The sequence below is a fragment of the Thermomicrobiales bacterium genome, assembly GCA_023954495.1.
Lineage (GTDB): Bacteria > Chloroflexota > Chloroflexia > Thermomicrobiales > CFX8 > JAMLIA01.
The window spans coordinates 17,848-39,631 of record JAMLIA010000028.1 but is presented as its reverse complement, the minus strand read 5'-3'; the positions used below and the strand labels follow the sequence as shown (position 1 = coordinate 39,631).

Sequence of the window (21,784 nt, the reverse complement as noted above, 5' to 3'; positions counted from 1 at the left end):
TCAGCCCAGAAGCGATGAACGATCTCCCCCGACTCGACCCCATCAAGCACGGGAGGGACGTTCATCGTTCTCGTAAAGCGGACAGCTACCCCGCATCCACATCTCGTGTGAACACATAGCGCTGCCCAACATTGATCTCGCCCTCCATCTCAGGCGAGACCGCCGCCAGCGTCCAGCCCGAGCTCTGCAGCCGGAACACCTCGCCGTGCGCCTGCATCGCCAGCTCACGCATGTAGTCGCGATACACCATCACGCCCGGCTCGTTGATCTCCTCCGGCGTGCGATAGAGCCCAAGTGGTGGGTCCTGGAATCCGGCAATCACCTGCTCGACCCGCCACGCCGACGGTACGATCAGGCTGACCGTCTGGTGCGCGAAGCCCAGGTAGGTCTGCACCTCCTGGCTCAACCGCGACGGCGCAACGCGATGTCGCGAGGTCGGCCCGGCGTACTCCCAGGCGATCTTCGCTCCCTCAGAAGCAGGTTCAATCAGGAACATCGAGACACGGGCGATCCGTCGATCGCGCGGCTCGTTCTCGTGTAGCACGCCATACGTCTCAGCCACGTCTCCGTTCTCGTCGCTCAGGACGGTGAACGGCAGATCATAGCGCTCGCGCAGGTCGCGATTTGTCTCAGGAGTATCGTTTGCGGCCGCGATCAGGTCGATGCCCAGGCCGCGCAGTTCCCAGTAGTGCTGTCGCAACTGCGACAGGTACAGTCGTCAAGTGGGTCACCAGGCACCCCGGTAGAGGTGCAGCAGAATCGGCCGCTGTCTCACCAGCCTGCGGAGGGTGACGAAGTTCCCCTCCTCGTCCTTCATCTGAAACTCCGGCGCCGGCTGCCCCAGCAGCGGCGTCCGCCCTGGCAGCTCCTCCGGCCCGGGCAGATGTGGAGCGATCTTCTCCATCGACTCCGCCTCTCTCAACCTCTGATCCCCGCGCCCGGCCCTATCACCGCACGCCCGGATATCCTGCGCTAAATCGCCTGTCGAGACAAGTTGGCGCGGCCCTCACCCCCGGCCGCTGCCCGGGTGCCCCTTGGGCGATGGCTCCCGACCAACGTTGGCAAGGTGTCGTGGCTCGCATCATGAGCCACTCCCCCTTGTGAGACAATTGCTGCATCCGCTGCCGTGCCGCTCGCCTCCGCTCCCGGACAGGATCGCTCCATGCGCACATTCGCCATCGCCCTGGTCGTCATCGCGCTCGGCGCACTCACTGCGGCCTGCGGCACCGCAGATGCCGACTCTGTCGCTAACGCCCCGGAACTGCCGACTGCGACCATTCCGGTGTCTACGCCCGCGTCAGGTTCGCCCGTCTCAAGCGACGAATACTGCGGCTACGTCGAACACGGCAGTAGCCAAATGCAAGGCTCGCCGGGGATCCAGCCGTCACTGACGCCTTCTCCCGGCAACCCAGCATTCACGGAAGCAGACGTGCAGGCCTACATCGACGCCATGCAGAGTGAGACACCTATCGCTCTCAAGAGTGTGGAATTCATGCCGGCCTGCGACGTGGCCCGCAAAGTTGGCCATTCCGTCTATCGACCAGACACGGAGCTGCTCGCCCTCGTCACCGTAACCGGCGAATGGATTCCGAGCCTGCCACCTGGCGTCAAGCTGGAAGGCACCCCCGTCCCCGGCACCGTCGCCTACTGGATCTTCGACGCTACCACCGGCAACAAGATCGGTGAAACCTTCGGCGTCGAGATCGAGTAGGACCTCACCCCCTTCCCCTCTCCTGTGGGTGGAGGGGTGCCCTGCGCCACGATGTGTGCGAGCTGGACGTTATGTCACGGCTGCTATGATTTCGGATTCATGACACCCTCCCTCGCCTCAGAGGAGAGGGAGAGCCGGGGAGGGTGAGGTCCTACACATCCGCCCCCACCACATCCCCAACACTCCGCCACCCCCGCGCATCCGCATCGGCCGAAAGCGCCCCGAGCAGCGACTCCGCAAACCTCGGTCCCGCGTACGTGAACCCCGTATACACCTGAATCAGCGACGCGCCCGAGCGTACACGCTCCACCGCGTCTGCACCGCAGCTGATCCCCCCGACCCCGACGATCGGCAGCCGTCCGCCAACCCGCTGATACAGCAGTCGACAGACTGCGTTCGCGCGCTCCCGCAGCGGCTTGCCGCTCGTTCCGCCCGGCATCTCGCCGAATCGCTCCGGCAGCCCCGTCCGGCTCGTCGTCGTGTTCGTCGCGATAATCCCGCTCGCCCCGCCTTCGAGCGCCGCCTCGGCGATCGCCGCGAGCTCGTCATCCTCCAGATCCGGCGCAATCTTCACCAGCACTGGGCGCGGTCGCAGACCTGCCAGCCTTGCCGCCTCTGCGTTGGCCGCATTCACAGCATCGAGAATTTTTCGCAACTCGCCTGCCGTCTGCAGCGAACGCAGTCCCGGCGTGTTCGGCGACGACACATTGACTGTGATGTAGTTGGCAACATCGAACAGCGCCGACACCAGCGCCGCGTAATCCTCGACCGCGCGCTCCAGCTCCGTGTCGCGGTTCTTCCCGATGTTGACCCCCACGATCCCCGCCGGTCGTTGCCCGATCAATCGCGCTCGTACCGCCGCAGCGCCGTCGCTCGGAAACCCCATCGCGTTCACCAGCGCGCTCTGCTCGATCGCGCGCCAGATGCGCGGCTTGTGATTGCCCGGTTGCGGCCGCAACGTCACCGTACCCACCTCGACGTGCCCGAACCCCAGCGCATGCAGCGCCGGCACCGCCCGCGCGTCCTTATCCAATCCGGCCGCGATCCCCAGCGGATTCGCGAACGGCAGATCCCACAGTCGTACCCGCAGCCGCTCATCAGGATCCGGTGCTAGCGCCCGCAGCGACGCGATCCCCCCCGGCATGCCCTCAGCCGCCCCCAGCGCCCCGATCGCCAGATGATGCGCCCGCTCCGCATCCCCCCGCGCCAGCGCATTCCGGTACAACCACCCATACATTCGCCACCACCCCCCATTCTCAGAGAAGGTTCATTGGGAAGGCACCCCTACTCACCCGGCTAATGCCACCCCCTCTCTTCACAGGAGAGAGGGAAGGGGGGTGAGGTCCGTGCTACTATCCGCGCCAGTGTACCGAAGCGAAAGGGAGAAACTGTGTCCGACGACCTCTCGACAAAAATCGACCGTCACATTGAAGAAAATCTCGACGTCTACCTGGCTGATCTCGCAGCACTGTGCCAACTGCCGAGCGTCGCCGCCCAGTCCCGCGCCATCGACGAAACGGCTGAGCTGACCCGCACTCTGCTGGAAAAGTACGGAGTTAGCGCCAACATCATGCCGACCGTCCGCTTCCCAGTCGTTTACGGCGAGGCGTCCGGCGATGTCGACAAGACCGTCCTCTGCTACAACCATTACGATGTCCAGCCGGCCGAGCCGCTCGAGCTCTGGGACTCCGAGCCGTTCGATGCCCAGGTGCGCGATGGCCACGTCTGGGGTCGCGGCGTCGGCGATGACAAGGGCCATATCATCTGCCGGCTGGCAGCGATCGACGCTGTCCGTGCCGTCACCGGCAGCCTGCCTTGTAATATCAAGTTCCTGATCGAAGGCGAGGAGGAGATCGGTTCCGGCAGTCTCGACGCCTTCATCAAGGACAATGCCGACCTGTTCAAGGCCGACGGCTGCCTCTGGGAGTTCGGCGGCGTCGACTACGACGGCCAGGCGCAGATCTTCGCCGGCATGCGTGGCGATCTCTACGTCGAGCTGCGCGCGAAGACAGCCAACCGCGACGCCCACTCCGGTCTGGGCGGCTCGATGTTCCAGAACGCCGCCTGGCGGCTGACCTGGGCACTTGCCACGCTGAAGGGCCAGGACGAGCGCATCCGCATCCCCGGCTGGTACGACGATGTGCGCGATGCCAGCGCTCGCGACATGGAGCTTCTCGCCGCGCTACCGGACGAATCGGACCGATTGCAGTCGACCTACGGCCTCTCCGGTTTCCTGCTCGATGCCGAAGGACTGGAGCTGAAGCGCCGCTCGCTGTTCGAGCCGACCTGCACCATCTCCGGGCTGTCCAGTGGCTACCAGGGGCCGGGCTCCAAGACCGTCCTGCCAGCCGAGGCGATGGCCAAGGTCGATTTCCGGCTGGTGCCGAACCAGAGTGCGGCCGACCTGCTGGAGAAGCTCAAGGCTCACCTCATCGCCGAAGGCTTCGACGACATCGAGGTCATCCAGCACGGCGGCTACGACGCGGCTCGTGTCGATCCTGACGATCCGTTCGTCAAGCTGGTCGCCGAGACCGCCTGGGATGTCTACGACCGCCCGGCAGTTGTTCACCCGACCAGCGGCGGGTCCGGCCCGATGGATTCGTTCGTCCGCCATCTCGGCGTGCCGGTTGCCAACGTCGGTATCGGCTACCCCGATTCGGCTGCCCACGCGCCGAACGAGAACGTCCGCATCGACGACTTCATCAACGGCATTCGCCAGACCGCCCGCGTCTTCCTCGGCATGGCCGCAACCGGAGCGAAGTCGGAATGAGCGAATCGGCGCGCTCGTCGCGAGCCTGGCTTCGGCGAGTGCGCGATCTTCGCGACCGACGCACCCGCGAGGCCGATGGCTGCTGCATCGTCGAGGGCATTCGCCAGGTTGCGTCGGCGGTCGAGACGGGTCAAGACGTGGAGGCGCTGCTGGTCGATCCGGCGCGTCTCCACAGCGACGTTGCCTGGACCGCCGTCAACGATGCCGTCGAGCGCGGCGCAAGGCTCGTCGAGCTGACCAGCCGTGACATGGAGCGCATATCGTCGCGCGACAACCCGATCGGACTCGTCGCGATCGTGCGTTGGACCCCTGCGCCGCTCAGTGATCTGGCAATCGACGCGGACGGTATCTATCTCATCGCCGACGACATCCACGACCCCGGCAACCTCGGCACACTCGTCCGCGCCACCGATTCAGCCGGCGGCAAGGCGCTGATCGTCCTCGGCGGCACCGACCCGGCCCATCCATCCGCCATGCGCGCCAGCCTGGGCACGTCGTTCCACCTGCCGATCCACGCCGCCGCATCCCACGACGAGCTCTTCGCCTGGACGGCAGGACGCTGCCGCACCGTCGCCACCTCGGCCCACGCCCCCGGCGAGCTCTGGGACACCAACCTGCATGCGCCCGTCGCAATCATCGTCGGCAACGAAGCCCGCGGCCTCAGCCCGGAAACCGTCTCCCGCTGCGATGTCACCGTTCGCATCCCGATGCTCGGCACCGCTACATCGCTCAACGTCTCCGTCGCCGCTGGGGTGCTTCTCTACGAAGCCGTCCGCCAAAGCCGCCAATAGCAACGTGTCGCCGCCATATTCACCTGCTCATCCACCACGACCATTGGGCGGCAACTTAACCAAATGTAGGGGCGTATCGCATACGCCCGGTTAACCCCACGACCATCTCGGCACGTGCAATTCGGTCGGGTTTGCAACCCGCCCAAGTCGGACCATTACGATGCCGCTGCTCGACGTTCAGTTGGGTTGGCTTTTGCACGAGCGTATGCAATACGCCCCTGCATGAGCGATACGCACGGGCCCAAATATCCTGTGCCTCGGGCCGGTGAGAAACACGTGTCCAGCGTGATGCCTGGGCATATTGCATTCATCCAACCACCGTCAAAGCAGCACGCACCACCCATCCAACTACCGCTCTTCCTTACAGCTCACAAACCCACCCATCCGACCCACCGGGCCGGGCAACCGTCCATCAACGATTCCCGCTCGGATAGGTGATCTCGTACCCCTCACCACGACGAGGCACTGAAAGACTCGTCACCTGCCCGGACGCGGCCAGCCCGATCTTGACGGCGATTGGCGTCGAGCGCGCGTGGCTATCATCCCCCGGCATCAACGTCAGATACGCCGAAGTGTCGTCGGTATCCACCGCGTCGTCCCAGCCGCCGAACTGCCCAGCGAGATCTCCCAGAGCCTCCGACACCTGCACCTCAACGCCCAGTAGCACGCCGCCTTCGCCGACATCCAGCGTCCCGTCTGCGATCACGGTCCGCGTCGATTGCTGGTCGCTGTCCGGCGTTACGACAAGTGTGTTTGCCTCACGATCGACAGTCAGTCGCATCGCTCATCCCGTCCAATACTCCATTCCTGCCCCAAGCCTACGACTAATGCTATTGTTCAGCGGTCGTCGTCACGAGGAGGCAGCGCACGGTGCTGGATACCGAACCTGATATCGAGCACTCAAGCCAGCCGCCACGCGGGCGACTGGTTGGCTCGCGTGCCCTGGCCGCCTGGCACTATCCATCGTTTCGCCGCCTCTTCTGGGCGCAGTCGCTCGCCATGGCCGGTCGCTCGCTGCAGACGACGATCATCGGCTACATCGTCTATGACCTCACCGGCAGCAACTTCCTCCTCGGCCTCGTCTCGTTCATGCAGATGGTGCCCGGCCTGTTGCTCGCGCCGGTCGTCGGCGTCTTCGTCGATCGCTTCGACCGTCGCCGGATCCTGGCGCTGCAGAATCTGGTGCAGGGGCTTGGGCTCGGCTTCCTGGGTCTACTAGCCCTGCTCGACTGGCTCACCGTCCCGGCGATCGCCGCGACCGTCGTCGTCATGGGCATCGCCGCGTCGTTCAGTTATCCCGCCAGCTCGTCGCTCTTGCCGAGCCTCGTGCCGATGGGCAAGTTACAAAGCGCCATCGCGATCAACGCCATGCTCGGCAATGTCTCGCGCGTGGCCGTGCCACCAATCGCCGGCTTGTTGGTAGATGTCTCCGGCGTCGCTGCCGTGCTGCTGCTCGGTTTGGGACTGTACGTCCCGGCGGCCTTTCTGGTCATGCTCGTTCCGCTGCTCGCCGCCGCTGCTATCACCTCCGCGGGTGGCCCGCTCGAAGAGGCCGCGCGACCGTCGGTTGTCGGTGATCTGCGCGACGCCGTTGCCTACATCCGCTCGAACCGGATGCTTCGCGCCGCACTGGCGAACGACATCTTCCCCTACCTCTTCGGCATGTCCCACGTCGCGCTGCTGCCGGCTGTTGCCAGCGATACGCTAAACGGCAACGCTGGGACGCTCGGCACGCTCTACTCCGTCACCGGGGCCGGCGCGATGCTGGGCACGATTGCAGCCGGCCTCCTGACCGGACGCGGCCTGCGTGGCGCGACGATCTATGTTGGGATGCTGGGTACTGGAGTTGGCTTGCTGCTCGTCGCGATCGGCGACTCCTTCCCGGTCATCGCCGTCGGACTCTTCGTCACCGGACTGTTCCAGATGGCCTACATCATCCAGAGCGACACGCTCGTTCAGACGTTCGCCGAGGATCGCTTTCGTGGCCGCGCGGTCGCGGCGCAGTCGATGGTGAACGGCCTGATGCCAATCGGTTTCCTGATCCTCGGCACCATCGCCGAGCTCACCAGCACCTCCGGCGCTTTCGCCGTTGCCGGCATCATGCTCGTCCTCGCCGGCCTCTGGACCATTCTCCTGCGCCCCGAAATGCGCAGCCTGCGCTAGTGCCCCGTGAATGTGTCGCCCGCGCCTGTCGCTTTGAGCGCCAATGAGAAGCCTCTTCTGAGTCGGACTGCGTCGAGCAGGTGGGAGATCTCTCACTGCGGTTCGAGATGACAAGAGAAAAAGCAGGTTGCCAAGCCAACGGGTTGTCAATGCCAGCAATGACGAGGAGTCCGATCCGACAGCCATCCCCGTAATCTGTCATCTCGAACCGCAGTGAGAGATCTCCCACCCGTCCGCACCGGTCTAACGTAGAAGAGGCCCCTCTCGCGCACACCGGCCGGCGACAAACAGATCGGTCGGCTATCGACACCTACTCATGCGTCTGGTAGGCCAGCAGCCCGATCTGCGCGATCAGGTCCGTCGAGACCCACTCGTCGACGTCTTCCGTCATGACAACGACGATCACCGGTCCGGCCGGAGCGAAGATGATTCCGGCGTCGTGCATCAGCCCGTCAAGGTTGCCCGTCTTATGCGCGACCTCGGTGCCCTCCGGCAGGTAGGCCGGCAGCCGGTCGTTGATCTGCTGCCGCGCCAGCAGGTCGATCATCTCCTGGCTCGACTCCGCGTCGACGACCTCACCGGCCAGCAGCATCCGCATCAGCGCCGCCACGTCCGCAGCCGAGGTGACGTTAAACGCCTGATCGGCGCGCAAGTCGGCGAGCATCCGCCCATCCGAAACGCCCAGCAAGGCGCGGCCTGAGTCATTCTCGATCGAGCCACCCGGCCCCGGATACCAGCGAATCTCCGTGCTTGTCAGCCCGAGCGACGCCAGCGTCTCATTGATATTGTCTGTCCCGACGTATTCCAGGAGCGCAGTTGCAGCGACATTGCTCGACAGCGTGATCATCGATTCAAGCAGCGATCCGACATCAACCGTGTAGCCAATCTCGTCCTCGGTGTAGACGTCCTCACCCTGCGAGAAGTGATACGGCTCCAGCACCACAGCATCGTCGAACGTCAGCATGCCCATCTGTCGCTGCCGATACGTCTCGACCATGATCGCGAGCTTGTAGAGCGATGCCGCTTCCAACTGCTCATAGGCGTTCGATGTGGCGAGCGTTGTCCCGTCCGGGTCTTCGATCTCAATCGCCGTCAGACCATCAACATCGGCGATCAGCGCATCGATCTCACCCTGCAACGCCGACGGATCGAGCGGCGGCGCGGCTGGCTCCTCGGTGTCTTCGGATTCTTCTGGCTCATCGGCGGTCTCTTCGGTAGCCGTCGGCTCAGGGTCAGTGGTCGCTACAGACAATGGCAGTGTAGCGACAGCAGTTGGTGCACTCGTCGTCACACTGCCGGGCGCAGTCGAATCCTGCGAATCGGATCCGCCGCACGCCGCGAGCAACGAGATGATAAGGATGACAATGAGAAGACCGGCGAAGGTGCGCGTACGCGAGCGAGCGCTCTTCATGAAAACTCCAGTTGGGGTCGTCGGAGTACGTGCCGAATCTGGCCGGGCGGGCTAACTGCAAGCTGAGGTAGCGAGCGTCGTCGCCGGATGACGCCGGAGCATATCACGCACTGCCCCTACGCCAACACATCGTTTCGCGACAGGTTGGCGCGCACCGTTCGTCTGGGCCATACTGCAATGTCGCGGCGGCACGGGCCACCGCCGATTGGAAGTCGGAACGTGGTATCGCAGACTGCCGAGATCTTTCGCTATCGTAGCCTGATCGGGAATCTTGTAGCCAAGGATCTGAAGGTCCGCTACAAATCTTCGATCCTGGGGTTTTTCTGGTCGCTGCTCAATCCGTTGCTGATGATGCTGGTGTTCACCTTCGTCTTCACGCAACTGCTCGGCGAGACCATTCCCAACTTCTCCGTCTTCGTCCTGATCGGCCTGCTCTCCTGGAACTGGACCTCGACCAGTATTGGCATGGGCACGACATCCCTCGTTGACAACGCTTCGCTGATCAACAAGGTCTACTTCCCCCGCATTCTGCTGCCGATCTCGGTCGTCGCCTCCAACATGGCCAACTACGTCCTCGCCCTGCCGGTGATCTTCGCCGCCATGCTGGTCGCGCGCATGGACTTCACGCCCTGGTTGCTCTACCTGCCGGTGATCGTCTTCGTCCAGATGACCTTTCTCGTCGGCGCAGTCCTGATCCTGTCCGCCATCCACATCTACTTCCGCGACACGACCGTGTTGGTGGAAGTCGGCCTGACTGCCTGGTTCTTCATGACCCCGATCTTCTATCGTGTCGAGGACGTTGCTCCTGATTATGTCTCCCTGATGTACCGGCTCAACCCGATGGCCTCGATCATTGCCGAGCTGCACACGATCCTGTACTACGGCGGCGTGCCCGACCCGTTCTTCATGGCCCGCACGTTCGCCACATCTTTGGCCATGGTCGTCGTTGGCTACTTCCTTTTCAATCGCGTCAGCCACCAACTCGGGGAGCGACTCTAGATGGCGCTGATTGCCCGCGCCGCCGAACCCGCCATCGAGTTTCGCGATGTGTCGCGCCGCTTCGTGCTGCACCACGAGCGCCGCGCCTCGTTCCAGGACTGGTTTGTCGGTCTGATCCGTCCGCGCGGCGCAGCCGAGGAATTCTGGGCCCTCCGTGATGTCTCATTCACCGTCCGGCGCGGCGAGACGTTCGGTCTGGTCGGTCGCAATGGTGCCGGCAAGAGCACCATGCTCAAGCTGGTGACCCGCATCCTTGAGCCGTCCAGCGGTGCTGTCAGGGTCAATGGCCGCACCTACGCCATGCTGGAGCTCGGTGCTGGCTTCCACCCCGAGCTGAGCGGACGCGACAACGTCTTCCTCAACGGCAGTCTCTACGGCTTCAGCCGCAAGGAGATGGCGCGCCGCTTCGATCAGATCGTTCAGTTCGCCGAGCTCGAGCGCTTTATCGACACACCAGTCAAGCACTACTCGTCCGGCATGTACGCCCGCCTCGGCTTCGGCATCGCCGTCCATATGGATCCCGAAATCCTCGTCATCGACGAGGTCCTCGCCGTTGGCGACCAGACATTCCAACAGAAGTGCTATCGCGCGCTCGACGAGCTGAAGTCCCGCGGTACGACCATCCTGTTTGTCTCGCACGACGCAAACGCCGTTCGCTCGTTCTGCGATCGCGCCGCGCTGCTCTCGGGTGGTCAGCTCATCGACGTCGGCTTGGCCGAGGACATCGTCGATCACTACCAGCGCCTGCTCCACGAGACCGAGCCGCGCGTCAGCCTGCTCCGCGTTCGCCCTGTCGATCCGCTCGGCGTGCCGACCGACGAGGTCATCTCCGGCGACGACCTCCGTCTGGAGATCCTTCTTCGCGCCCCGAATGGTTCCGGTACCGCCGGTCTCAGCCTGCAAATCGACATGGTTGACGAATCCGGCACCCATCTCTTCAGCGCTGGCGGCGAGTTGCCGGCCGAGCTACCGCTGGCCCCGCAGGCGATCCAGCGCGCCGGCGATCAGCCGGACACGCGCGTCGCCCGCCTCTGCATCAACGCCTTTCCGCTGGCGGCCACGACAGTCCGCCTGATCGCGACGCTCACCAACCTCGGTGGCGACGACCGCGATGTCGTCGATCGCAGCGAGTCGCAGATCACCGTCGCACCGTCCAGCGACCAATCCCGTGGCCTGCTCCGCCTGAACCATGAGTGGTCCTGGCAAGCACCTGAATCTGTCGAAGCCGGTGGTCCGACGGCGAAGCGCATCGGCAAATAGCCCCCTCTGTTGCGTCCAAACCACTGGCGCTCCCCGTAACTTCTGTTAGCATCGTCCAGCATCGGTAAACGAGCTGTCTGATGCTCGCTCGGCCTTGAAGCCGAGCGTGTGGTGCGCCGGTCGACAACGTCTGTCGACTGTCGGGGAGGATCATGGTCGCTATCTTCGCCGCCGCCTGGCGAGTCATCATCCAACGTGGCCGGGCCGACTGGTTGATCCTCGCCGCTGCGCTGTTGATCGTGACCCTCGCGACGACCCTGCTTTCCTCCGGCCCGATCTACGCGTCGGCAGTCGGCCTCAGCGGCCTGCATCGTACGCTGAATGACGCGCCCGTCGCCGAGTCGAACGTCCAGATCAGCGCCCGCATCGTCCCCGACGACGTCCGCCGCTTCGATGACGCTGTCGTCAGGATCGCCGGCGACGCGTTCGCCGCAACCGGCGGCCCAATCGTCCGCGTCGGTGTCTCAGATTCCTACGCTCTGCCCGATCAGGAGAACGTCCGCGACCTCGCCATCTTCAGCTTCTACGATGGCATCGAGCAACACGCCACCATCGCTGACGGTCGCTGGCCGGAGACTGCTTCCGGCATCGTCGAAACTGCCATCTCCGACGCCTCTGCCGAGCTGCTCGGCCTCTCGATTGGCGACGAGCTCACCCTCGCGAATCGCCGCGATGTCGACGTCCACACCACCATCCGTCTCGTCGGCATCTTCCACATCAACGACGCCTCCGACCCGTTCTGGTGGGACGACGAGCAGGTGCTCGTCGGTGTCAAGGACGGTCAGTCCTTCACCACCTACGGCCCGTTCATCGTCACGCCCGCGACCTTCTTTTCGTCCGCCGTAACGCCCTCGTCCTCGCAAGTCCTCTGGCGTATCTATCCGGTTGTCGAGCAGCTGCAGGTCAACGAAATCGCCCAGCTCCGCTCGAACGTGAACAATCTCGGCGCACGACTGGAGGCCGACCTCGGCGTACGCAACCGCGTCGCCGTCGATACCGACCTGGTCAATATCCTGCGCCGTGCCGAGCGCTCACTGCTCGTTACCCGCACCGGTGTCATGATCCTGACCCTGCAGCTCGCCATCCTGGCCGGCTACGCACTCGTCCTCACCGCCGGTTTGCTGGTAGAGCAACGCCGCGTCGAGACTGCGCTGCTGCGCTCTCGTGGCGCAAGCAACGGTCAGATCGCCGCGATGGCCCTGATGGAGGGCCTGCTACTGGCCATTCCCGCAGCGATCGCCGGGCCGCTCATCGCCGCCGCCACGTTGCGTCTGCTGAATGTTGTCGGACCGCTGACAGCGATCGAGCTGCGCCTCCAGCCGCAGATATCGCCGCTCGCTTACCTGCTCTCGGCGGTCGCCGCCGTCGCCTGCGTCATCGCTCTCGTGCTGCCGGCCGGCCTCACCGCCCGCACCTTCATCGAAGCCCGCTCCGGCGCTGGCCGCGAAGGCGCTCGTGGTTTCGCCCAGCGCGGCGGCATCGACCTCGCCCTGCTCGCCATCGGCGTCCTCGGCTACTGGCAGCTGCGTCGCTACGGCGCGCCGATCACCGAGACCGTCCAGGGCCGCCTCGGGCTGGACCCGTTCCTCGTCGCCGCCCCGGCGATCGGCATGCTCGCCGGCGCTGTCGCCGCACTGCGCATCATCCCGCTCGGCGCGCGCGCCATCGACCGCGCAGTCGTCCGGACGCGTGGCCTGATCGCCTCACTCGGCGTCTGGCAAGTGTCCCGTCGTCCTGCCCGCTACGCCCGAGCCGCCCTGCTGCTGATCCTGGCGCTCTCGATCGGCCTCTTCGCCGTCTCCTACACCGCCACCTGGCGGCGCTCGCAAATCGACCAAGCCGCCTTCCAGGTCGGCAGCGACTTCCGTGTTACCCCCGATCTGCGCACTGGCACCGCCCTCCCGCAGTGGAACCTCGCCAACGGCTACGCCCAGATCGACGGTGTCCAGAACTCAATGCCAACCATTCGCGATGTCACCAGCGTCTCGCGGTCAGCCGGCACCGGCCAGATCATCGCGCTCGAAGCTTCAACTGCGCCGTCCGTCGTGCACTTCCGATCCGACCTGTCCGAGACTGCCTTCCCCGATCTGATGCAGTCGCTCCTGGACGGTCGACCCAGCCTCCCGGCCCTCGAGCTCCCCGGCGATGTGCAGCGTCTGCGCATGACCGCCAGCATCACGCTCGATCCAGTTGAGGGCGTCGACGTGCAGCCTGAACCGCCGCCATTCAGCCTGTCACTCATCGTGCGCGACGGCACCGGCGTCCTCTATCGCGTCGATACTGCCCGACTCGCAAGCCAGACAGTGCTGGAGATTCCGCTGGCGTCCGCCATGTCGCAGGACAGCGTCGCTGCTCCGACGTCCCCGCTCTCGATCGTCAGTATCGATATCCGCTCGATCGTGCCTCGTGCCATTGCCCGCACCGGCCAGTTCGCGATCCCAACACTCGCCGTCAGCCCAACGCTCGATGGCGATGACTGGACGCCTGTCGATCTGGGTGCAGGATGGGTTGCATCGTTGAGCAGCGTGAGTGGCCTTGCCGACGCTGCCACCATCGATCTCATTGCCGCCGATGGCGTCCCTTCGGCTCACATTTCGACCGGCTCAGTCACCCGCGACATCCTGCTCCCGATGGTCTACTCACTCCGCCCCGGAACGATAGAAGTCCCCGCGACAGTCCCGATCGTCGCCTCCACCTCCTTCCTGCAAGGCACCGAGTCCGCTGTCGGCGACACGGTCCAGATGGACCTCGGTGGCACGCGGCGTGATGTGAACATCGTCGGCGCGATCGAAGCGTTTCCAACGACCGCATCGAACCGTCCATCGATCGTCGTTGACCTGCCGACCCTGCAAACGTTGAGCTACCTGAACAGTGGCCTGCTCCAGCCGGTCGAGGAGTGGTGGATCGCGGTCCGGCCCGGCTCGTCCGACAGAGTCGAAACAACCCTCGATGCCGCGCCGTTCTCCACCTGGAAGCTCCAGTCCGGCGACGCTCGCGTGCAGGCGCTCCAGACCGACCCGGTCGCGCTCGGCATCATCGGCGCACTCTCGGTCGGCTTCGTTGCCGCCGCTCTCTTTGCCTCCGTTGGCTTCATCGTCAGCTCCGCCGTCTCGGCCCACGAGCGTCTGACTGAATTCGCCCTGCTCCGCGCGCTCGGCCTCTCCCCGCGTCAGCTCAGCGGCTGGCTCTCGCTGGAGAACGGCCTGCTCGTCGCGATGAGCGTCGTTGGCGGCACGCTGCTCGGCCTCGGTCTCGCCTGGCTCGTCCTGCCGTTCGTCACCTTGACCCAATCGGCAGGAGCAGTAATCCCTGCGGTGATCGTGACGATCCCGTGGGCGACCATCCTGTTGCTGGAGCTAGCCATCATCGGCCTGCTCGTCCTGGTTGTGCTGGTTTCGGGCATTCTGTTGCGGCGCGTCGGTCTCGGTGGCCTGCTGCGTCTGGGGGAGGAGTAGCGCGTGGCTGATGCAAAGTCCCCCGCCCGACCGTCTTCCTCAGCGCCATTCATCGGCGTCGTGTCCGCGCTCCTGCGCCGCCTCCGTGGTGAGCGCGAGCTCGTCATCGTCATCATCGCCGCCGTCATCATCACGACGATCGTCTTCGCCGCTATCCCGCGTCTGTTCAACCGCATGGCCGACGACGGTATGCGCTACGCTATCGACAACGCCTCTTCCATCTCACGCAACCTCATCGCCCGACAGGTCGCCAGCATCCCGGCCGGCAGCCCTGATAACGTCCTCGGCCCGGTCGACGACGCCGGTCGCGAGTTCCGCTCTTCCCTGGCCTCCTCGATTCAGGAGGTGACCAGCGACCCGTCGTTCATCATTGATACGACCCGCTACACTGTCGAGAACGACCCCGATCACCCATTCCCGTTCCCACGCTTTGTCACCCTGCGTTACCAGCAGGATGTCGAACAGCACCTGACCCTTGTCGAAGGCGCGATGCCGCAGGTCGTCGACGAGTCCGTCCCGGTCGCCGGTGCTGATCCGCCGCAGGAAGCCGCAGTCTTTGAGGTCGCAATCTCGACTGAGACGGCGCGCCAGATTCAGGTTGCTGTTGGCGACTGGGTTGCTTCTTGCGGCCGTCCGCCGATGATCCGATTGTCCGCCGCATTCCCTATAACCAGATTCACCCGATTGCGATTCGCATCTCTGGCCTGTTCGAGGTGAACGACGTTGACGAGGAGTACTGGATCAGCGACACCCGCCTGAATCGGGCGCTTGAGTTCGACGATGGCATGGTCGTCCAGATCTTCGCCACCGCGCTCTTCGCCCCGGACGCTTACTCCACACTCGGTGGCGGCTCAGGCGTTGAGCTGCCCTTCCAGTACTACTGGCGCTACTTCGTCGATTCTTCGAAGTTCGACGCCGGCAACTTCAGCGCGCTCACCGCCGACATGCGCAAGCTTGACGCCCAGTACGGTGCGGTCTTCACCGATCCCACCAAGATCGCCGTCACCTCGGGCCTGTCCCGCATCCTGCGCGACTACAGCAGCCAGCGGAACCTGACCCGCGCCATCCTCTCGCTCATGACCGTCGGCCTGATCGGCGTCGGAGGCGCAGTCCTCGCTCTCGTCGCCGGCATCACCGCCGATCGTCGCCGCGATGCGCTGCTGCTGATCCGCGGACGCGGCGGCTCTGCGCGCCAGATCCTCGGCTCACAACTGATCGAAGGTCTGCTGCTCAGCCTGCCCGGTGCAGTCGTCGCCTGGTTCATCACAACCATGCTCATTAGTGGCCGAAGCAGCATTTTGTCGTTCGCAGCCGCCATCGGCGTCGCGGCGGCAATGACGCTGCTCCTGATCTTCGCCCACGCCGGTTTCGCACGCCGCCCGCTAGGCGACCTTGAGCAAGGCGAAGTCGCCATCGACCGCGTTGGCGTCCGTCGCCTGGTCATCGAGATTCTCGTCGTCGCCCTCGCCCTCGTCGGCGTCTATCTGGTGCGCCGCCGTGGCATCGCCGGAAGCTCCTCGACGAACGAGATATCGACGATGGACCCCTGGCTCGCCGCCGTTCCCGTTCTGCTTGGCCTCGCCGTCGGCCTGCTGATCGTCCGCCTCTATCCCCTGCCGGTCCGCCTCTTCGGCTGGCTCAGCAGCCTGCGCCGTGACCTCGTGCCGGTCCTCGGATTCCGCCGCACCAGTCGCCAGCCGGGCGCGACCAGCCTGCCGGTCCTCGTCCTGCTCCTGTCGCTGGCTGTCTCATCCTTCGCCATGGTCCTGACCACGACGATCTCCCGCGGGCAGGTCGCCGCCTCCTGGCAGCAGGTCGGCGCGGATTACCGCGTCTCGTCCGGCGAAACCGGCTATCTCTACAGCATGGTCGATCCATTTAAGGCCGACGGTGTCGAGGCAGTTGCAAATGCCGTCATTTCGAACGCAATCTTCTCCGGTCGCGTGCCCGGTTCCGGCGTTGCTCAGCTCATGCTCGTCGAACCCGCTCGCCTGCAGGACGTCACCGCAGGTACACCTGCCGACGCACACATGCCCGAGGTGATGATGCGTGAGCAAACCGGCAATGACATCGGCCAGCCGACGAACCCGATTCCGGCGATCATCTCGCCATCCGCCGCCGGTGGCCGTCTCTCCGTCGATGACACCTTTGGCATGACGGTCCTCAGCCGCGAGATGACATTCGTCGTCGTTGAAGTCCGCGAGCGCTTCTCCGGCCTGCCCGCCGATCGCCCGTTCGTTATCGCTCCGCTCCCGTCAGTTGCGCTGGCCAACCCCTCCCGCCCGATTCGCGCGACCGACATGTTCGTCCGCGGACCGCGCGAAATCGAAAGCGGCCTCGACGCCACCATTCGCTCGCAGTCGAACGGTGCCAACTTCTCCTCGCGAGCGGCGATCTACGACGCTGTCCACGACGCGCCGCTCATCGCTGGTGTCGCGACCGGCTTCCGGCTCGGACTCATCGTCACAGCGCTCTACGCCGGTGTCGCGGTCGCCTTCGCCATGCTCCTGCGCGGCAAGGCGCGCGCTCGTGATCAGGCCTACCTCCGCACGCTTGGCCTTTCTCGCGAGCAGTCACTCGGCCTCACCATCGTCGAGCAGGCACCGGGCATCATCGTCGGCATCGCTGCCGGTGTCGGCCTCGGCGTGGCTGCGGCCTGGCTCGTTGCGCCCGGGCTCGATCTGCTGGCCTTCATCGGCCCAGGCCTGCCGGTCGAGCTCCAGATCGATTGGCCCGCCATCGCCGTTCTCGTCGTCGTTGTCCTGGTCGTGACGACAGTTGCAATACTTCTGACAACCCGCTTTGCGCGTAAGATCAGCCTCGGTGAAGTGCTCCGATTGGGGGATCGATGACCGACACGCTCGACTTCCGCTCGCTTGCCGAGCGCGCCGCCAACGCGGAGCGCCCGCAATTCGGCGGTGGCTCGCAGATCATTTGCGACAACCTGGTCAAGATCTACAAGATCGCCGACCTCGAAGTTGTCGCGCTGCAGGGCCTCGACCTGCTCGTCGCGCCCGGTGAGCTGATCGCCATCGTTGGCGCGTCTGGCTCCGGCAAGTCGACCCTGCTCAACATCCTCGGCGGCCTCGATGTCCCGTCCGCCGGGCGTGCCATCGTCGCTGGCTACGACCTCCTGAACATGGACCAGCAGGAGCGCACCCGCTATCGACGCCAGGTCATCGGCTTCGTCTGGCAGCAGACCGCGCGCAATCTCCTCCCCTACCTCAATGCCCAGGAGAACGTCGAGCTGCCGATGATCCTCGACGGCATGCCCGCCAGCCTTCGCCGCGAGCGTGCACTGGAGCTGCTCACGCTCGTCGGCCTCGCCGATCGCGCCGATCACCGCCCCGACCGTCTCTCCGGCGGTGAACAGCAGCGTGTCGCGATCGCCGTCGCCCTCGCTAACGCGCCGGCCGTCCTGCTGGCCGACGAACCGACCGGCGAACTCGACACCGCCACCTCAACTCAGATCTTCGAGGTGCTGCGCTCAGCCGCAACCCAGCTCGGTGTCACCGTCGTCGTTGTGACCCACGATCCGCTCGTCTCAACCCAGGTCAATCGCACCATCGCGATCCGCGATGGTCGAACCAGTAGTGAGACGCTCCGCCGCATCGCCGTCGGAGACGAGGGCGAGCATGAGATCATCGCCGAGGAATATGCAGTCCTCGATCGCGCCGGTCGCCTGCAACTGCCACGTGATTATGTCGACACATTGGAGCTCGAACGGCGGGTCCGTCTTGAGCTGGAAGCCGATCACATCGGCGTCTGGCCGGATCAGCCGCGAACAGACCCGGAGAGTGGCTCGTGAGTGATGCCAACGAGCGCTGGCGACCGCCTTCGCAGCGCAGCAGATCCAGCTCCCCTTTCGTTACCCAGGAAGAAGATCGCGAGCCGTTCGGCACGCGTCCGGCCTCGGAGCGCCGCGCCTCAACCACCGACCTGCTCCAGCCCGTCATCCGCATCGAAGGCATCACCCGCGACTACCCGATGGGTGAATCGGTTGTCCGTGCCCTGCGTGGCGTCGACCTCACCATCGGACGCGGCGAACTCGTCGCGCTACAGGGCCGCTCCGGCTCCGGCAAGACGACGTTGCTGAACATCATCGGCGGCCTCGACCGGCCAACCGAGGGCCAGGTCACCATCGACGGCATGGTCGTTTCAGAGCTCCCCGAGAGCGGCCTGATCGAGCTGCGCCGCCACCGGATCGGTTTCATCTTCCAGGCCTTCGGCCTCATCCCGATCCTCACAGCTGCCGAAAATGTCGAAGTGCCGCTCCGCCTCGCCCAGGCTCCCGTCGCCCGCCGCGACGAGCGCGTCCGCGTCCTGCTGGAGCTCGTCGGCCTCGGCGATCGCGCGCGTCACCGCCCGCACGAACTCTCCGGCGGTGAGCAGCAGCGCGTCGCCATCGCCCGCGCCCTCGCCAACGCCCCCGACATCCTGCTCGCTGACGAGCCGACCGGCCAGCTCGACTCGCAAACCGGCCGCACGATCATGCAACTCATCCGCGCACTGGTCCGCAGCGAAGGCGTCACCGCCCTCGTCGCTACCCACGACCCGATCCTCATCGGCCTTGCCGACCGCGTTGTCACCCTGTCCGACGGCGTCATCTCCTCCGACGACCGCCGCGGTCCATAGCCCCTCACCGCGTCGAGACCCGCGGATCTTCAAGCTATGAAGCGTGCTGAGCGAGAGAACCGCGCTCTAAGCGTGCGTTCGGACAGGACCCGGCCTGTCCATCGCCATGAGGCGATCCCGCCTGCTGGCATCACAGCACCCACAAATACACCACCAACCCCAGCATCACCACCAACGCCCCCGCAAACGCACACCCCAACGCGACGCTCACCGTCCCGTCCCCACCAGCCCGCCCTTTCCGCCTCATTCCCCACCTCCCGCACTGTTCCCTTGGGTTGTCGACCGCAATGATTCTGTCAACTAAACGAGCCGTCCCCCGATCCCCTCGCAGGGACAGCGCTGGCGCTGCCATCGCCGTGAGGCGACACCCCCGCTACAAACACGTGCGTTTTCGACGCATCACTACCACGTCGCCCTGAAATGTAGGGGCGTATCGCATACGCCCGGCCAGAAACACGACCATCCAGGAGGGCACCTTGACACCGGGGCTGCCGGTCGGAATGGGTTGGAGGTCAAACGGGCGTTTGCGATACACCCCTGCATTTCGGGGCGGCGCACCAACATACAACCTCGCGCCCAGCAGTCAATCTTCAAGTGGGAGCGCCTGACAAACCCGTCTGCCCGCCATCGTGGCACCACTCCCACTCCGCCCGTGCTACAATCACACCAGATACCCCAGCGGGGTATATTGAGAATCACCGATCGAGGAGGAGAAATGGTCGAGAAGACCTTCCTGGTGCCGGATGTAAGCTGCGAGCATTGCGTCCGAGCCATCACCAACGAGCTATCCCAGATTGATGGCGTCGAGAACGTCACCGTCGATATCCCCACAAAGATCGTCACCGTCCGCGCTGCCGACAGTGTGACCGATGCAACCCTCGTGGCCGGTCTCTCGGAGGCAGGATACGACATCGCCGCTTCGGCATAATCCCCGCGTTCTCAACGAATACAAGCCCACGCGAAGGCCGACACTTCCGTCGGCTTTCGTGCTGGATACGTCGTGTCATTACGCGAGTTGAGCATATACCAATGCGTGTATAAGCGCTTGCGTAACCGTGACACCGATCATATACTCCGGCAAACGAATTGTGGAACCGCACATGAAAGGAGGAGTGAAGGTGACGCGACGCCTCGGCTACGCCGGCAGAGACATCACCATCTGGATGTTCTGCCCACTCCTCGAAGACAGCCTCAGGCCGGGAGCCTGAATCACCGGATCCACGGATCATCGTTCCAGCACCCGGTCATAGCGGCAATGAAATACAACAGGAGTCAGGAGCTTTGCCTGGCTGCTGATACGGATGGACAGCCGGTACGAGTCCGGCTATTCAATAGCGACGTTCCTACGCCGCAGGGCAGTGCCCGATCAATGCTCCATCCGGAATAGACGGTGACAAACGCGGGAGCTTGGCGCTCCCGCGTCGTCGCACGGATTGCTGATTATGTTCGGCTGCCACTCACCAGCACGATCCGGCTCTCGGGATGCACCCGCACCGTCGATCGCGTCCCCGGTATGTCGCAGTAGCCATCCTGCAGCCGCTTGACCATCTTCGGCAGCACATGCCCGATTACGACCACAACACCCGCCCGACTCAGCGCCTGCGGCAAGGCCCCAACGACCGTCTCTACCCCCCGCTCGGTCCGTTCGAGCGCACCGAACAGCTCCCGCCGACTGAGTTCCCCTGTGTCGAGCTCCGTGTAGTCGACACGCTGTGCCGCAGTCGCTCGCCGAATGCTCAGCACCCGCTCACGCGCGACACCATTCGTCACCCCGATCTCCGGCAGTTCGTCACGCTGGTTCGGCTCCGGCGGCAGAGCCACAAGCTCAGGCTCCGGCACGGGCATCGGTGTCGCATCCGTGTGTTCGATCGTGGCCTGCACGCGCTCATGAACGCGCTCCAGGATCGCCTCAGCCGCAGCGACCGCCTCCTCGTCAACTTCCGGCCTCAGGCTGACCCTGTCGGCCGTCGCAGCTTGTGTCGCTAGCGTTTCCGGCAGGCCGTCGATAGCCGCAGGTTCGACCACTACCGGGAGCGGTGCGGCGATTACGTCGGCGGGTGCGTTGCTACCCTCCCCTGCGCTTGCATCGTCGGGGACAGGCTCAGCTGCTTGCTCCTCCAGCTCGGCTGCTGGTGGGACAGGCTGCGCGTCCGATCTCTGCTCCACATCAGCAGCCTCGACAGCGAACGCCCTGCCGTCGTGCGTGAGGATCCCCTGCGCCTCCAGCGTATCGAGCACGCGTCCGATCTCCGGATGGACATCCGACAGTGCGCGGGCGCGCTCGAGTCCATCTGGGCCGATCTCCCGCAAGCGCGTCGCTCGCTCGTCTGGTGACAGGTGCTGCCATTCGGCAGCCAGCTGAATGAATGGCCCGGACCCCGGCCAGCGCCCCTCGCCGAGCAGCACCGCCCGGTCGACCAGGTTGCGCTCCAGGAGCTTCCGAATCAGATCAATCGAACGACCGTCATTGACTTGTGCATTACTCATTTCTCATTCTCCGTTCGGCTAGGAACTGGCGGATTCGAACGGCGTTGCTACAATACCCCGGCGCTTCAATGAACGGCAACTGCGTCACGTCGCCCGGGTCGA

General features: G+C 64.7%; 18 protein-coding genes. 12 read left to right on the top strand and 6 right to left on the bottom strand.

Translation table 11 applies throughout. The annotated features are described in order from the left end of the window. Nucleotides 1-85 precede the first annotated feature (85 nt). Entirely contained in the window at nucleotides 86-700 is a 615-nt protein-coding gene (locus M9890_07600) for a redoxin domain-containing protein (protein ID MCO5176818.1), read from the bottom strand. Nucleotides 701-727: 27 nt separating this feature from the next. Then, nucleotides 728-922, bottom strand: coding sequence for a peroxiredoxin family protein (locus tag M9890_07595; GenBank protein ID MCO5176817.1), 195 nt, complete (start codon nucleotides 920-922; stop codon nucleotides 728-730). A gap of 240 nt (nucleotides 923-1,162) precedes the next feature. Between M9890_07595 and M9890_07590 the strand changes: the two genes are divergently transcribed. Beyond that, a complete protein-coding gene (locus M9890_07590; GenBank protein ID MCO5176816.1) occupies nucleotides 1,163-1,711 on the top strand; it encodes a hypothetical protein in 549 nt (182 codons plus the stop codon). Between the two features lie 151 nt (nucleotides 1,712-1,862). On the opposite strand, the gene M9890_07585 is transcribed toward M9890_07590, so the two are convergent. Then, nucleotides 1,863-2,948 (bottom strand): quinone-dependent dihydroorotate dehydrogenase, encoded by a 1,086-nt coding sequence (locus M9890_07585; GenBank protein ID MCO5176815.1) that lies wholly within the window; start codon nucleotides 2,946-2,948, stop codon nucleotides 1,863-1,865. Nucleotides 2,949-3,101: 153 nt separating this feature from the next. Between M9890_07585 and M9890_07580 the strand changes: the two genes are divergently transcribed. Further along, a complete protein-coding gene (locus M9890_07580; protein MCO5176814.1) occupies nucleotides 3,102-4,481 on the top strand; it encodes a M20/M25/M40 family metallo-hydrolase in 1,380 nt (459 codons plus the stop codon). Continuing rightward, nucleotides 4,478-5,272, top strand: coding sequence for an RNA methyltransferase (locus M9890_07575; GenBank protein MCO5176813.1), 795 nt, complete (start codon nucleotides 4,478-4,480; stop codon nucleotides 5,270-5,272). The genes M9890_07580 and M9890_07575 overlap by 4 nt, the downstream gene beginning before the upstream one ends. Nucleotides 5,273-5,684: 412 nt before the next feature. On the opposite strand, the gene M9890_07570 is transcribed toward M9890_07575, so the two are convergent. Next, a complete protein-coding gene (locus M9890_07570; protein MCO5176812.1) occupies nucleotides 5,685-6,053 on the bottom strand; it encodes a hypothetical protein in 369 nt (122 codons plus the stop codon). 89 nt (nucleotides 6,054-6,142) lie between these two features. Between M9890_07570 and M9890_07565 the strand changes: the two genes are divergently transcribed. Further along, on the top strand, nucleotides 6,143-7,435 hold the full coding sequence (locus tag M9890_07565; protein ID MCO5176811.1) for an MFS transporter: 1,293 nt from the start codon (nucleotides 6,143-6,145) through the stop codon (nucleotides 7,433-7,435). 310 nt (nucleotides 7,436-7,745) lie between these two features. Here the strand turns inward: M9890_07565 and M9890_07560 are convergent, their stop codons facing one another. After that, complete coding sequence (locus tag M9890_07560) at nucleotides 7,746-8,846, bottom strand: class A beta-lactamase-related serine hydrolase (protein ID MCO5176810.1); 1,101 nt, start codon at nucleotides 8,844-8,846, stop codon at nucleotides 7,746-7,748. A 219-nt stretch (nucleotides 8,847-9,065) separates the two neighbouring features. Between M9890_07560 and M9890_07555 the strand changes: the two genes are divergently transcribed. From M9890_07555 to M9890_07520, 8 genes are all read left to right on the top strand, one after another. After that, a complete protein-coding gene (locus M9890_07555) occupies nucleotides 9,066-9,845 on the top strand; it encodes an ABC transporter permease (GenBank protein ID MCO5176809.1) in 780 nt (259 codons plus the stop codon). Continuing rightward, nucleotides 9,846-11,105, top strand: a complete 1,260-nt coding sequence (locus M9890_07550; protein MCO5176808.1) for an ABC transporter ATP-binding protein — start codon at nucleotides 9,846-9,848, stop codon at nucleotides 11,103-11,105. Nucleotides 11,106-11,257: 152 nt separating this feature from the next. Beyond that, nucleotides 11,258-14,560, top strand: a complete 3,303-nt coding sequence (locus M9890_07545) for an FtsX-like permease family protein (protein MCO5176807.1) — start codon at nucleotides 11,258-11,260, stop codon at nucleotides 14,558-14,560. A gap of 3 nt (nucleotides 14,561-14,563) precedes the next feature. Then, complete coding sequence (locus M9890_07540) at nucleotides 14,564-15,277, top strand: hypothetical protein (protein ID MCO5176806.1); 714 nt, start codon at nucleotides 14,564-14,566, stop codon at nucleotides 15,275-15,277. Then, nucleotides 15,184-17,412, top strand: a complete 2,229-nt coding sequence (locus M9890_07535) for an FtsX-like permease family protein (GenBank protein MCO5176805.1) — start codon at nucleotides 15,184-15,186, stop codon at nucleotides 17,410-17,412. Before M9890_07540 ends, M9890_07535 begins: the two co-directional genes overlap by 94 nt. After that, on the top strand, nucleotides 17,409-18,368 hold the full coding sequence (locus tag M9890_07530; GenBank protein ID MCO5176804.1) for an ABC transporter ATP-binding protein: 960 nt from the start codon (nucleotides 17,409-17,411) through the stop codon (nucleotides 18,366-18,368). The genes M9890_07535 and M9890_07530 overlap by 4 nt, the downstream gene beginning before the upstream one ends. Beyond that, nucleotides 18,365-19,195 (top strand): ABC transporter ATP-binding protein, encoded by an 831-nt coding sequence (locus M9890_07525; GenBank protein ID MCO5176803.1) that lies wholly within the window; start codon nucleotides 18,365-18,367, stop codon nucleotides 19,193-19,195. The genes M9890_07530 and M9890_07525 overlap by 4 nt, the downstream gene beginning before the upstream one ends. A gap of 715 nt (nucleotides 19,196-19,910) precedes the next feature. After that, the gene (locus M9890_07520) at nucleotides 19,911-20,123 is read left to right on the top strand and encodes a heavy-metal-associated domain-containing protein (GenBank protein ID MCO5176802.1); all 213 of its coding nucleotides are present in this window, start codon (nucleotides 19,911-19,913) and stop codon (nucleotides 20,121-20,123) included. A 512-nt stretch (nucleotides 20,124-20,635) separates the two neighbouring features. Here the strand turns inward: M9890_07520 and M9890_07515 are convergent. Continuing rightward, on the bottom strand, nucleotides 20,636-21,682 hold the full coding sequence (locus M9890_07515) for a hypothetical protein (protein MCO5176801.1): 1,047 nt from the start codon (nucleotides 21,680-21,682) through the stop codon (nucleotides 20,636-20,638). Between the last annotated feature and the right edge of the window lie 102 nt (nucleotides 21,683-21,784).